10 protein-coding genes, 1 pseudogene and 1 CRISPR repeat array (1 of these 12 only partly in view) are annotated in these 13,489 nt (G+C 70.3%); of the genes and pseudogenes, 10 read left to right on the top strand and 1 reads right to left on the bottom strand.

Translation table 11 applies throughout. The annotated features are described in order from the left end of the window. Window positions 1-32 precede the first annotated feature (32 nt). Together OG792_RS02510 and OG792_RS02515 are read left to right on the top strand one after the other, a co-directional pair. Window positions 33-1,613, top strand: a complete 1,581-nt coding sequence (locus OG792_RS02510) for a fused MFS/spermidine synthase (protein ID WP_329106962.1) — start codon at window positions 33-35, stop codon at window positions 1,611-1,613. Between the two features lie 147 nt (window positions 1,614-1,760). After that, the gene (locus OG792_RS02515) at window positions 1,761-2,894 is read left to right on the top strand and encodes a glycerophosphodiester phosphodiesterase (protein WP_329106963.1); all 1,134 of its coding nucleotides are present in this window, start codon (window positions 1,761-1,763) and stop codon (window positions 2,892-2,894) included. Between the two features lie 103 nt (window positions 2,895-2,997). Here OG792_RS02515 and OG792_RS02520 read toward each other — a convergent pair whose 3' ends face one another. Further along, window positions 2,998-3,672 carry an HAD family hydrolase gene (locus OG792_RS02520; protein ID WP_329111062.1) on the bottom strand — a complete coding sequence of 225 codons (675 nt, stop codon included), beginning with the start codon at window positions 3,670-3,672 and terminating at the stop codon, window positions 2,998-3,000. Between the two features lie 356 nt (window positions 3,673-4,028). Between OG792_RS02520 and OG792_RS02525 the strand changes: the two genes are divergently transcribed. From OG792_RS02525 to cas7g, 8 genes and pseudogenes are all read left to right on the top strand, one after another. Beyond that, window positions 4,029-4,631, top strand: a complete 603-nt coding sequence (locus OG792_RS02525) for a hypothetical protein (RefSeq protein ID WP_329106964.1) — start codon at window positions 4,029-4,031, stop codon at window positions 4,629-4,631. 1 nt (window position 4,632) lies between these two features. Beyond that, window positions 4,633-5,952: a hypothetical protein gene (locus OG792_RS02530; protein WP_329106965.1), complete on the top strand. Its 1,320-nt coding sequence runs from the start codon at window positions 4,633-4,635 to the stop codon at window positions 5,950-5,952. A 207-nt stretch (window positions 5,953-6,159) separates the two neighbouring features. Further along, on the top strand, window positions 6,160-6,981 hold the full coding sequence (locus tag OG792_RS02535) for a GAF domain-containing protein (protein WP_329106966.1): 822 nt from the start codon (window positions 6,160-6,162) through the stop codon (window positions 6,979-6,981). An 81-nt stretch (window positions 6,982-7,062) separates the two neighbouring features. Then, window positions 7,063-7,317, top strand: coding sequence for a type II toxin-antitoxin system VapB family antitoxin (locus OG792_RS02540; RefSeq protein ID WP_329106968.1), 255 nt, complete (start codon window positions 7,063-7,065; stop codon window positions 7,315-7,317). Between the two features lie 428 nt (window positions 7,318-7,745). After that, complete coding sequence (locus tag OG792_RS02545; protein ID WP_329106970.1) at window positions 7,746-11,246, top strand: S8 family serine peptidase; 3,501 nt, start codon at window positions 7,746-7,748, stop codon at window positions 11,244-11,246. A 193-nt stretch (window positions 11,247-11,439) separates the two neighbouring features. Continuing rightward, window positions 11,440-11,967: an excisionase family DNA-binding protein gene (locus OG792_RS02550; protein ID WP_329106971.1), complete on the top strand. Its 528-nt coding sequence runs from the start codon at window positions 11,440-11,442 to the stop codon at window positions 11,965-11,967. Window positions 11,968-11,992: 25 nt separating this feature from the next. After that, window positions 11,993-12,469 carry a PIN domain-containing protein gene (locus OG792_RS02555; RefSeq protein ID WP_329106973.1) on the top strand — a complete coding sequence of 159 codons (477 nt, stop codon included), beginning with the start codon at window positions 11,993-11,995 and terminating at the stop codon, window positions 12,467-12,469. A gap of 309 nt (window positions 12,470-12,778) precedes the next feature. Continuing rightward, window positions 12,779-13,198, top strand: a pseudogene (cas7g, locus tag OG792_RS34605) (type I-G CRISPR-associated RAMP protein Csb1/Cas7g); the annotation flags it as partial. Window positions 13,199-13,273: 75 nt separating this feature from the next. After that, a CRISPR array of direct repeats spans window positions 13,274-13,489; the repeat unit is 37 nt; unit sequence CTCACGCCGGTCGTTCGTGACCGGCCACTATTGCGAC (it continues 196 nt past the right edge of the window).

Below are 13,489 nucleotides of genomic sequence, written 5' to 3' on the forward strand. Positions count from 1 at the left end.
AACCCGCAGCCAGCCTGCGTACCATCCCACCGATGGACACAACACCCGCTGACGTACCGGCCCCGGCGGACGCGCCCGTGACACCGACGGGTCCGCCCACGCCCGAGGCGGCCGGTGCCCGCGCACTGCCCAACGGCCTCGCCGCCACCCTCGTCTTCCTCGCCAGCGGCGCGGTGCTCGTGCTGGAGACCGTCTCCCTGCGCCTGGTCGGCCCGTACCTCGGCGTCACCCTCCAGGTCACCAGCTCGGTGATCGGGGTGGCGCTCGGCGCCATCGCGTACGGCGCCTGGCTCGGCGGCTGGCTGGCCGACCGGCGCGACCCCCGTACGCTGCTCGCCCCGGCCCTCGTCCTCGCCGGCATCAGCACCGCCATCACCCTGCCGGTGGTCCGATACGCCGGTGAGGTGCTGCGCGGCGGCGCCACCGCCGGCATCCTGCTGCTGACCGCGCTGGCGGTGTTCCTGCCCGCCGCACTGCTCGCCGCCGTCACCCCGCTGGTGGTGAAGCTGCAACTGAGCGACCTGCGCCGGACCGGGCAGGTCGTCGGGCGACTGTCCAGCATCGGCACCCTGGGCGGCATCACCGCCACCCTCGGCACCGGATTCGTGCTGGTCGCAGCCCTGCCGAGCACCGTCATCATGGTCGGGCTCGCGCTGCTGCTCGGCCTGACCGGGCTCTGGCTCGGCTGGTACCTGTGGCGGTTGGACCGGACCACGACGCCGGGCCGCCCCCGGGTGAAGGCGGCCGTGGCGCTGCTCGGACTGGTCGGGGCGGGACTGGCCACGGTGGCGCCGAACCCGTGCGACGTGGAGACCGCGTACCACTGCGCCAGCGTCGAGGCCGACGAGGAGAACCCGGACGGCCGGCTGCTGGTGCTCAACTCGGCCTGGCACTCGTACGTCGACCTGGCCGACCCGACGCACCTGGAGTTCACGTACACCCAGTGGATCGGCGCGGTGACGGACGTGTTCGCGCCGGCCGGGCAGCGGCTGGACGCGGTGCACCTCGGCGGCGGCGGGTTCACCATCCCGACCTACCTGAGCGCCACCCGACCGGGCACCGTCAACACCGTGTTCGAAATCGACGGTGAGCTGGTCGAGCTGGGCCGCCGCGAACTGGGCGTACGGCCGGGCCCGGAACTGCGCGCGGTGGTCGGCGACGCCCGGATGCTGGTCGGCGAGCTGCCCGACGACAGCGCCGACCTGGTGGTCGGTGACGCCTTCGGTCACCTCGTGGTGCCCTGGCACCTGGCCACCAGGGAGATGGCGGCCGACATCCGCCGGGTGGTCCGCCCCGGCGGCCTGTACGTGCAGAACGTCATCGACTACCCGCCGCTGCGGTTCATCCGCGCCGAACTCGCCACCGTGATGGCCGAGTTCAGCCACGTCGCGCTGGTCGCGCCGCCGAACGCGATCACCGGAGCGCGGGGAGCGAACTTCCTGATCGTCGCCACCGACACCCCGTTGCCGCTCGACGCGATGCGCCTGCGGCTCGGCGCGACCGACGAACCGGTCACCGTGCTCGACGGGCCGGACCTGGACGAATTCGTTGGCGACGCGATGGTGCTCACCGACGAGTACGCCCCGGTCGATCAGCTCCTCGCCACCGCCTGAGCCGCGCCACCTGACCGTCACCGCAGGTCATCCGGCTCCCGTACCGGATAGCTATTCATCTCTCGGTCAACCACTGACCTCCTGACCGTCGTCCCCCGGCGGTTGGATCGGGTTCCACCCGAACCACCCCACGTCAGGAGATCTTCGGTGCGACGTACCCTTTCCATCCTCGGCCTGGCCGGCGTCATGCTGGCGGCGGTGGTGGCGGTCCCCACCTCGTCGTTCGCCGCCCGCGACGGCGGCGAGTCGGCCGAGCGGCACGCGGACAGGTCCCGCGACGCGGCGAAGCCGCTGGTGATCGCCCACCGTGGAGCCAGCGGCTACCGGCCCGAGCACACGCTGGAGGCGTACCGGTTGGCGATCCGCCTCGGTGCCGACTTCATCGAGCCCGACCTGGTGTCCACCCGCGACCGGGTGCTGGTCGCCCGGCACGAGAACGAGATCTCCGGCACCACCAACGTGGCCGACCACCCGGAGTTCGCCGCCCGCAAGGCCACCAAGACCATCGACGGGATCGCGGTCACCGGCTGGTTCACCGAGGACTTCACCCTGACCGAGCTGAAGACGCTGCGGGCCAAGGAGCGGCTGCCGCAGGTCCGCCCGACCAACACCACCTTCGACGGCACCCTGGAGATCCCGACCCTCCAGGAGGTCATCGACCTCGCCAAGTCCGAGAGCCGGCGGCTCGACCGGACCATCGGCATCTACCCGGAGACCAAGCACCCCACCTACTTCCAGTCGATCGGGCTGGCCCTGGAGGAGCCGCTGGTCCGGGTGCTCGACCGCAACGGGCTGGACAGCCGCAGGGACGCCGTGTTCATCCAGTCCTTCGAGACGGCGAACCTGCGCAAGCTGAGCAGGCTGACCGACGTACGCCTGGCGCAACTGCTCGACGCCGCCGGTCGGCCGTACGACTTCACCGTCGCCGGTGACCCGCGCACCTACCAGGACCTGGTCAAGCCGGAGAACCTGAAGTGGATCAGCACGTACGCGGACGGGATCGGCGCGACCAAGAACCTGCTCGTGCCCCGTGACGCCAGCGGCAAGCTGCTCGCCCCCACCACCGTCGTCCGGGACGCCCACCGGGTCGGCCTGGACGTGCACGCCTGGACGTTCCGGGCGGAGAACCAGTTCCTGCCGACCGACTTCCGGCTCGGCGCCGACCCGAACGCCCGTGGCGACATCACGGCCGAGTACGAGCTGTTCTTCAGCCTCGGCCTCGACGGTGTGTTCAGCGACCACCCGGACACCGCCGTGGCCGCCCGCGCCGCCCTGCGCTGACCCTTCCACTCGGAGCCGGGCGGCGGATCGGAGCGATCACCGGTCCGCCGCCCGGCCGCGGTGCCGGGCTGACCGATGGACAGGCAGCCCGCTCGTACGCCGGTCAGAAGTGGTCGAGCAGGTCGGGGAAGGTCGACAGGGTCAGCACCCGGCTGTCCTCGGGATCGAGGTCGGCGTGCTCCAGCGCCCACGGGTACGGGTCCGGGATGTAGACCGCGTTCATCCCCGCCGCCCGCGCCGGCAGGATGTCCGACTTCGGGGAGTTGCCGATCATCCAGGTGGCATCCGGCGACAGCCCGTGCTCGGCCACCACCTGCCGGTAGACCTCCACGTTCTTCTCCACCACGATGTGCGTACGGCGGAAGTGGTGTCCCAGCCCGGACGCGTCGATCTTGCGTTGCTGCTCCTCGGTGTTGCCCTTGGTCAGCAGCAGCAGGACGTGCCGCCGGCCCAGCTCGGTCAGCGTGTCCGCCACCCCGGGCACGAGTTCCACCCGGCGCTCGACCAGCGCCACCGCGAGTTCCTCGATCTGCCGCCGTTCCGCCTCGGTGGCCGGTCGTTCGCGCAGCCGGGCCAGGCAGTCGCCGAGACTGTGCAGGAAGATCGCGCTGCCGTACCCGTGGGTCACCACGTTGGCCCGCTCGATGTCGTCCAGGATGGCCCGGATCTCGACCCGGTCCAGGGTCGGGTGGGCCACCCATTCGAGGAAGTCGTCGATCACCCGCTCGAACAGGATGTTGTTCTCCCAGAGTGTGTCGTCGGCGTCGAAGATCAGCACCTGTCCGGCGCGTCGCGCACCGATCGTCCCGGTCGGTTCCACGGTTCTCCTCACCATCGTCGGCTCGGGGACTGTACTCAACCGGGTCGACAACGGCGACGGATTAGTACCGGATCCGTGGCTGTCCAGAACAATTCATCGACGGAGCCGATCATCAGTTCCGGCTGCCGTCGAATCGGACCGGACCGGCAACGACCAGCGCAAACAATCCGTCGGCCGGGGCGGTGGCAAAGCGTACGGGCGGGGCGTCGATGATCGATTCCTGTCGGCGCCGGAAACGACACACACCGGGCCATGGACCGATCGACCCGGCTCGGGTAGCTTCCGCAGCCAAGACCGATGACGGGAGACCGGCAGTGGGAACGTACGCGGTCGTGACGAAGGCACCGCTGGACCGGGTACGCGACTCGGTACACGCGGGCCGGGTCGGCGGCTTTGTCGCACCCGATCCGCTCGGCACCATCGTGCTGTTCGACTCCCCACCGGGCACCAGGTCCAGCAGTCGCCGGTTGGCCAGGCCCGGCTCTGACCTGGTCCGGCGTACGGGTGTGCCGGCCTGGATGCTGCTGGCCAACGAGTCGCTGGCGGAGGCGACGATGCTGACCCCCGACGGCGGTCAGCAGAGCCTCCAGTGGACGGCGGGCTGGCAACCGCCCGAGGAGCCGACCGAGTACCTCTCCGACCGCAAGGCGTGGGACGTCTACTGCGCTGAGATCGCCACCGCCTACGGCCGCCCGGAACAGGCCGGCGAACTGGCGCTGATCCGCAACGACCCGGTGCCCGGTCGCCCGCAACCGCTGGTCGCGGACCTGCTGCGGCAGGTCTGCCGGGTGTTCGACCTGCCGGACGTGGCGGTCGGACGGTCCCTGCTGGTCGGCGACGAACCCGGACTCTACGAGGCCGAGCGGGTCGACGGGACGCACCGGGGTCTGCTCGGCCGGCTGCTGGCCCGGTCCTGAGATGACCGACCTCCCGACGACCGGGGCCGGTGAGACGATCGACGTGGTCCGGGCCAGCGCGTACCGCCTCGGCGCGCTCGCCGACGCCGCACCGGCGACGCCGCTGGCCGAGGCGGACGGCTGGACCCGGCTGCGGTCATCCGGTGCCGACGGGGAGGGGACGGACCTCGCCGCGCTCAGCGTCGCCGCCCGTACTCCGGCCTGCCGGCTGCGGGTGGACGGCGACGGCGGGCTGCGGCTGTCCGCGTACGGGCCGGACGGCGGTTCGGTCGGGCCGCTGGACGGCACCTGCGCCGAGTCGGACGCGTTGGCGGTCGCCGCCCTGTTCGGGCTGCCGGACGGCGCCGCCGTGCTGCACCGCGCGCTGACCAGCCCGTCGACCGGTTACCACCCGACGGCCCGGCTCGCCGACGCCTGCCGCGCCCTCGGCCTGCCACTGGAACTGCTGACCCCCGCCGGGTCCGCGCCGGTCACCGCGCGGGCGGCCGCGCCGGCCCAACCGGAGGTCGGCGTGGTCCTGATGTACGCGCCCGCGCGGGTCGCCGCCGCCGACGCCCCGCTGACCACCCAGTCAGCCTGGACCGTCCCGGTCGACGAGAGCCGCAGCCTGCACCTCTGGGACGGTCGGGGGCAACGGGCCAGCCTGGCGTTGGCCGCCGAGGTACTGGCCGACAAGCGCTGGGCAACGCTGGCCTACTGGTGGTCGGAGCGGACCGCGGGTTTCGTGCTCACCCGGCGCAACCGGGTCGCCGGGGCGCACGAGTGGGGTGGTGGCGCACCGGTCACGCCCGAGGCGACCGCGCGGGCCGGTCGGCAGTTGGCCGAGGAGTTCGGGATACCGGAGCAGGCACTGACGGTCACCGCCCTGCTGCGGCGTACCGACCTGGTGCCGGTGGCGGCGCTCACCGAACTGGGGGAGCTGATCGGCGTACCCGTCGACGTCATCGGCCGGGGCGCCGGGGAGTTGGCGGACTGGGCGGCCACGGTTCCCGGCGCGGTACGCACCGAGCGGATGGGCTTCGCCGCCGCCGTGGTCCACTCCGTACGCGAATACTCGGCGAAGCCGCCGAAGGCCGATCCCTACCATCCCCGGCCGAGGTGGCAGCGAATACTCAGCGGCGTACGGCTGCTGGTGTTCGTACCGATTCTGGCCCTGGGCGTGGCCGGCTGGCTGCGTGGTGAGGTCAGCGGCTGGTGGGTCCTGCTCGGGGTGGTGCTCACCGCCGACGCGGCCTGGGGCCTGCGGCCCGGCCGGCGCAGCCGGATGCACGTCAACCGGGGTACGACCTCGACCGGCGGCCGCTCGCCGGGTTCCGGGTGAGCGAACGGTGACAGCCCGGCTGGCTGCCGCCGGCCGGTGTGCCGACCGGTTCCGGAGGGTATAGCCTCGGAGTCGGCAGTGACCGATCATCATCTATCTGGTCACTCGTCGTTCCCATCCTGGCAAGTGCGGAGCGTGCGAGTTCAGGGGAAGCCGGATGGAGGCTTTCCGTCCCTGCCCATCCCCGATCCGGAAAGCGGTACCCTCTTGCCCCTCGAAGCCCCCGCGTCGTCGCCGGAAGACGAAGACGAGGCCGCCCGGCTGGCGGCCGTACGTCGTTACGAGATCCTCGACGCGCCCCGGGACGGCACCTTCGACGAGATCGCCGAGCTGGCCGCGATGGTCTGCGGCACCCCGATCGCCAGTGTCACCATCGTCGACGCCGACCGGGTCTGGTTCGCCGCCGAGAGGGGCCTCGACGGCGTCACCGAGGCCGGCACCGAGCCGGGCCTGTGCACCTCGGCCTTCCGCGCCGACGGCCCGTACGTCGTCGCCGACGCGGCGCTGGATCCGCGTACGCTCAACCATCCGCTGGTCCGGGGCGAATTCGCGTTGCGGTTCTACGCGGCGGCGCCGATCGTCACCACCGACGGGTTCCGGCTGGGCACCGTCAACGTGATCGACCGCAAGCGCCGCCAGGTCACCGAGAACCAGACAGCGGTGCTGACGAAACTCGCCGCCCTGGTCGCGAAACAGTTGGATCTGCGCCTGGCCGCCATCCTCGCCGTACGCGCGGAGCGGGAACTGGTCGCCGCCGAGTGCCGCGCGACCGCCGTACCGGCCGACCTGACCACCCGCGTACGCGACGTCGCCATCGCCCACCGCCAGTTGCCGCACCCCAACCACTGCCAGCTCGGCGGTGCCCGCAACCCGTGCCCCCGGCCGGCGGAGCTGAAGCTCGCCGACTCCTGGGGCGACTCGGCCTGGAGCTGCACCGAGCACGTCGAGGAAGCCCTGCTCAACGTCCGTTCGGTCTTCCTGGCCAACGAGGACCTCGGCGGCCTGGCCGCGTACGTCAACCGCAACTGAGCTCGTTCGGGGGCATCAAGCACCACTTCCAGCTTGAAGTTGGTGCGTCACAGGATGTGATCTTGGTGTACGTATGTGGGTATGACGCGCATCACGGTGGACGTGAACGATGAGTGGCTGGAGGCGGCCCGCGAGGTGTTGGGCACCGACACCAAGGTCGCCACCATCAACGCGGCGCTGCATGCGTTCGCGTTGCGCAGGCAGGCGGTCGAAATCGTGAACGCGTTCGACAGCGTGCAGTTCGAGTTCACGGATCCGGACCGCTCCTGGGGCTATGGCGGAGGTCGCGACCTGTCGCGGCTGGTGGAGGACGCCCGTCAGGCTGATGCCGCGTGATGGCCGGCAGCGTCTACCTCGCCGACACATCCGTCTATGTCCTCCAGGGGCCTATTCGCAGGTTCGACGTCGGTTCGAAGCCCTGCTGGCCGAGGGACGGCTCGCGGCCTGCCAAATCACCAGCCTTGAGTGCCTGAACAACGCCGACTACGACCGCATCGCAGCCATCACCGGGCAAGCCATGGAATGGGTGGTGGCGAAGGGGTCGCTCTAGCCTTCGGCGCTGCGTGACGTGAGCCGAGTCGGATTGCCGGCGTAACAGCACAACCGTTGGCGGTCGAGCTGCGTCAATGAGATGAGGGTCCCTGATCGGGGGACCGGCATCGTCGCGTCCCGATGCGTGCGTCAGCGCGGGCCGGGGGGCGACCGTGGGCTCAAGAGAGGGAAAGCGCTTGATGGCACGGGGTAGACACAGTCGTTCCAATCGGGTGGCGGTGACCGCGGCGGTGGTCGCCGCCACTCTCGGCATGTCCGGCAGCCCGGCGCTGGCACAGCCGCAGCCGTCGACACCGGCGACCACACCGCCCGGTTCCGGTGGGCCGGTCCTGCCGGCGGACCGGACGTACACGGTGACGCTGTTGACCGGGGACGTGGTGACCGTTTCGGGGCGGGGTTCGGCCTGCCCGGTGGTCAGTGTGCGGCCGGCGAAGCCGAGCGGGGTCCAGCACCGCAGCTGCGGCGCGGACGGTCACGTACGGGTCGTGCCGGGTGAGGTGGCCGGCCTGGTCGGGTCGGTGCTGGACGAGTCGCTGTTCGACGTGACGGCGCTGATCCTCGACGGCTACGACGACGCGCGTACGACAGAGTTGCCGCTGATCGTCCGGCCGGGCGGGGCCGGGGCACGCGCGGCGGGCACGCTCGCCGCCGAGCCGCTCGCCGCGAGCCTGGGCGAACGCCGAGCACTGCCGACCATCGCCGCGGTCGCCGGCCGTCAGCCGAAGACGAGCGGGGCGGACTTCATCCGTACGCTGACCAACCGCGCGCCCGCCGCGCCCGGTGCGCGGACCGCGGACGCCGGCCCGAAGGTGTGGCTGGACCGCCGGGTGTCGGTGGCCGGCGCGACCGCACCGCTGAACGCCGCTCCGGACACCGATCGTCGGCCGGACACCGGGCGGCTCGACCGGAACCTGACCCAGATCAGCGCGCACAAGGCGTGGCGGGACGGGGTCACCGGTCGGGGCAGCCGGGTCGCCGTGCTCGACACCGGTGCCGACTTCACCCACCCCGACCTGGTCGGACAGGTGGTGGAGCGGGCCGACTTCACCGTCGACGGCGGCGACGCGGTCGACGGCAACGGGCACGGCACCCACGTCGCGGCCACGATCGCCGGCACCGGCGCGGGCGCACCCGGCCAACGCCGAGGGGTCGCGCCCGACGCCGACCTCGTCATCGGCAAGGTCCTCACCGACGACGGGTACGGCAGCGACTCGCAGATCATCGCCGGCATGGAGTGGGCGGCGGCGCGGGCCGACGTGGTCAACATGAGCCTCGGCGGATGGGAACCCAGCGACGGTACGGACCCGTTGTCGCTGGCCGTCGACAACCTCACCGCCCAGCACGGCACCCTGTTCGTCGTCTCCGCCGGAAACGCCGGCCCGACCCCCGGACAGATCTCCTCGCCCGGCGCCGCCGGCACCGCGCTCACCGTCGGCGCGGTCGACGGCACCGACACGCTCGCCGAGTTCTCCGACCGGGGGCCGCTGGTCAACACCATGGCCGCCAAGCCGGAACTGGTCGCCCCCGGTGTCGACATCGTCGCCGCACGGGCCACCGGTACGTCCATGGGCACCCCGGTCGACGCCCGCTACACCGCCGCCTCCGGCACCTCGATGGCCGCCCCGCACGTCGCCGGGGCCGCCGCCCTGCTCGCCCAACGACACCCGGGCTGGCGCCCCGACCAGCTCAAGGCCGCCCTGGTCGGCGCCGCCGAGCCACTGTCGAACGTGGACAGTTACGCGGTCGGTGCCGGCCGGCTGGACGCCGTACGCGCCCTGACCGGGGTGGTCGCCGGACAGGACGTGGTCGATCTCGGCATCTTCGCCTATCCGCAGTCCGGAACCGCCTCGACCAAACTGAGCTGGATCAACAACGGCCGGAGCCCGGTCACCCTGAACCTGGGCCTGACCGTACGGACCCGTACCGGTGCGAACGCGCCGCCGGGCGCCGTGCGGCTCTCGGCCGACCGGCTCACCGTCGGCCGGGGCGGCGTCTCGACCGTGACCATGCGGGTCGACCCGACCCGGCTGGCCGCCAAACCGGGGCTCTACACCGCGACCGTCACCGCCCGGACGCCGGGCGGCACATTTGTCGCCAGCACCCCGGTCGCCTTCTACGTCGAACCGCGCAGCTACGACCTGGCGCTGCGCGTCACGTCGCTGCCCGATGCCGGCCCCGGCATCGACCAGTGGGGCGGGGTACGGATCGCCAGCATCGACGACCCGACACGCTTCAACGAGTTCACCAACCTGTCGCCGACCGAGCCGGTGACGATCCGGGTGCCGGCGGGCCGGTACAGCGTCGCCGGCTACCAGGTCGAGGACAACCCGGACACCGGGCTCAGCCGCATGATCCTGGTCGGTGACCCGGACGTGGTCGTGGACCGGGATGTGACCCTGGTCGCCGACGCCGGGCAGGCCAGCCCGGTCAGGGCGACGCTCGACGGGTTGGCGACCGAGGCCGCCCAGGTCGGCGTCACCTACCGGCAGCGGGCGGCGGACGGCACCCTGGTCAGCGAGGACTTCGCGTTCGCCTGGGGCGAGGCCGCGAAAACCTGGGGAGCGTACGCCATCCCGATGGAGAAGCCCGGCATCGGCGGCTTCGAGGCGTACGCGAGCGTGAGCCTGCACGCCCCCGGCACCGTGCCGACCCCGTTCGTCTACGAGCTGATCCGGGCCCTGCCGGACGGCATCCCGACCGACCTGTCGTGGCGGGTCACCCCGGCCGAGCAGGCCCAGCTCATCCGGATCGACCAGACCTTCCACACCATGGACACCCCCGGCGCGGTCACCAGCCACAAGCGGTACGGCCTGACCGCCGACGAGATGTTCCTGATCGACGCCGCGACGAACGAGGTCCCGGCCACCCGGGTCGACTACCTCACGCCCGGCTACTCCTACGTGGACGAGGCGTTCTTCTCCGGCGCCTTCGACCTGTTCGACCCGCAGACCGTGGTGGTGACCCAGGAGGCGATGCGGCAGTACCCGGCCGGCAGCCGACACCAGAAGACCTGGGTACGCCAACCGCTGCGCCCCGACTGGTACGACGACCCGACGCTCTCACCGAGCGAGTGCCAGCCACAGCCGATCCGGCGTACGCAGGGCCTGCTGCGGGTGGACCTGGTTGAGTTGTCCGACCAGCACCAACGGTTCGACTGCATCAGCCCCTGGGACGGGTTCTACGACCTGACCACCCGCAAACTGACCCTGTACCGCGACGGCGTACTGGTCGGCGAGCAGCCGGAGTCGTACGGCGAGTTCGAGATTCCGCAGGCGGCCGGCGACTACCGGCTCACCTACGACCTGGACGCGACCCGGCTGATGAGCCTGTCGAGCCGGGTCAACACCGCCTGGACGTTCCGCTCCACCGGCCCGGCGAGCGCCGACAGCGACATCCCGGTGCCGCTGCTGTCGGTCGACTACGCGCTGCCGCTCGACGCGGCGAACAAGCCGAACGGTGGTGAGGCCAGCTTCACGGTGTTCCAGACGCACGGCGTGGCGCGGCAGAACCTCACCTCGTTCACGCTGGAAACCTCCGTCGACGACGGCGTGACCTGGCAGCCTGTGGCCGTACGGCCGGGTGGTTCCGACACCTTCACCGCCGCGCTGCCGGCGGTGGCGGCGGGGCAGTTCGTCTCGTTGCGGATCAAGGCGACCGCCGACGGTGGCAGCGGCATCGAACAGACCATCATCCGCGCCTACCGGGGCGCCTGACCGACACGGTGGGGCCCCGGATCACAAACCGCGATCCGGGGCCCCGCTGTCTGCGGTAGGTCATTCAGACCGCAGTCCTTGCCCGCTACACGAAGCGGGGGCAGGCTGTCTGGTGTGTCCGCATTTCGACCACGTGGGTAATCACGCGACAGCTCCCTTGCGTTTCTTTCGAATTGGAGACAACCTGATCGGTATGGTCGCCACAGCCGACGTCATGGACGAGCAGACAATCCTGCCCGACGCCGCAAACGCGGGGGTTGTTTTCGACCTTCTCAAGGTCCTTCGCGATCGGGGTCAGGCGGTGCCGGAAGCGCGGGCGCGGCTGGTGAGCGCGAACGGGTCGAGTTCCAGCGAACTCCCCGACGGTCTGCATGACATTCTGGTCAAGGCACTCGAAGCCCTGGCTCAGGGCTATGCCGTGACCATCGCACCGCAGCACACAACCCTCACCACCCAGCAGGCGGCCGATTTGCTCGGCGTGTCGCGACCAACCCTGATCAAGTTGCTGGACGAAGGAAAGATCCTCTACGACCGCCCGAGCAGTCATCGCCGAGTGAAGCTTGCCGACCTGTTGGGATTCCAGCAGCGGAGACGGCAGGAGCGGCGCGAGCTACTTGATGAAATGACCTCGGACAGCATCGAGATGGGCCTTTACGATCTTGTTGTTCCAGAAGACGACGATGACGGCGACGAGGCATCTCATGAGCGAGTTTCCGATTAGGAGAGGCTCCGCCTAAGCTCTCCTGGTGCCGTTCTCCGCTCTGCTCGACGCGAACGTTCTGGTGCCGAACGTGCTCCGGGATACTCTGCTCCGAATCGCGGGGACCGGGCTGTATCGCCCGCTCTGGAGCGACGACATCCTGGCGGAGACTCGACGGACAGTCCTCCGGCTGCACCCGAAGATCGAGCCGGCCAAGTTTGATCGCACGATCACGCACATGAACCGCTCGTTCGATGACGCGCTCGTCACCAACTACCGGTCGGTTGTGGATGGTATGACCAACGACCCGGGGGATCGTCACGTCCTGGCCGCCGCCGTGGTGGGGCCGGGCCGGCCTGATCGTCACCCGAAACCTCAGGCACTTCCCGAAGGTGTCACTCCTGCCACCGGGCGGCGGCCCGGGATGAGGAAGATCAGTGTCGAGGACCTGCGTACTGGACTCAGTCGTTCTGGTGCCCCCGACTTCGCTGACCGAATTAAGGCTCGCCTGAGCGTCAACTGACGGTCCTGGTCCACACGTGGTCCCGCGATAAGGCATAGCCAGCCTTTAGTAGTACGAGAGTGCGCGTCAAGGCTGGGTCGGGGCGTTCGGTCGTGATGATTGTTGTCGCTCGGTGAGGCAGCGCGAGGACGACTAGACCATTTTTGTCGTACCGGCCGGGTAGACCGTCTCGTTGTTGTCGAGATTTCAGGAGTGATCATGTCAAGGCTTGTTGATCGTCTTATTGCGGCAGTCGATGACGATCGTCAAGACGCCGGGATTGCGTTCAGTGCGACGTACCAGCCGGTCGGCGGTCCGGGCGGAAAGATCATGCCGCCCACTTTCCCGATTCCCGATCATGAAACCCGGTCCGCTCAGCGCGAGGGACGGCTGCCGAGGCCGTACGTTTTCGAGCAGCGTCTGGTCGACGGGGAGCGGCGGGACACCGTCGTGGTGGACCAGGTGCCCTCGCAGGCCAACCGGGTCGAGGAAGCGCTGCTCGTGGCACGCGACGGCGGCCGGTTCGACCTGCCGATGTTCGAGCTGGTCATGAAGGAGGAAGGGGTCAGGCTCACCTCGCTGGACTTTCCCCACCGGTACGCGGACGCGTACCTGCGGGACAGTGAGGTCGGAGGGGTCCGGTTCGACCGCAGTGACGTCGGGCGGGAGCTGCGCTCGGCGACGGCGACCGACGTACGACCGCTCTACCGGCGGGAGCCGTACTCGTTGCTGTTCGGGGCCTGGGACTCGCACCGCAAGGGACGGTGGCCGAAGTTCGCCCGGATCTACTCGTCCGCGATGTTCGGGACCGAATGGTTGGAGGCACTCACGCCGGTCGTTCGTGACCGGCCACTATTGCGACCAGTCGGATCCCAAGTCCAGCGAGGAATACACCCAGGGCCTCACGCCGGTCGTTCGTGACCGGCCACTATTGCGACTTGCGGAACGGCACAACCCCTCCGGACAGCAGACCGACTCACGCCGGTCGTTCGCGACCGGCTACTATTGCGACCTGGTACGCGACCGCAGGCTCAATCTGGT

The organism is Micromonospora sp. NBC_01699 (assembly GCF_036250065.1).
Taxonomy (GTDB): domain Bacteria; phylum Actinomycetota; class Actinomycetes; order Mycobacteriales; family Micromonosporaceae; genus Micromonospora_G.

What these genes read in the sequence shown, in the direction of transcription:
- OG792_RS02530 (WP_329106965.1), top strand. Translation starts at nt 4,633, where the DNA reads ATGACCGACCTCCCGACGACCGGGGCCGGTGAGACGATCGACGTGGTC.
- OG792_RS02510 (WP_329106962.1), top strand. Translation starts at nt 33, where the DNA reads ATGGACACAACACCCGCTGACGTACCGGCCCCGGCGGACGCGCCCGTG.
- OG792_RS02540 (WP_329106968.1), top strand. Translation starts at nt 7,063, where the DNA reads ATGACGCGCATCACGGTGGACGTGAACGATGAGTGGCTGGAGGCGGCC.
- OG792_RS02550 (WP_329106971.1), top strand. Translation starts at nt 11,440, where the DNA reads ATGGTCGCCACAGCCGACGTCATGGACGAGCAGACAATCCTGCCCGAC.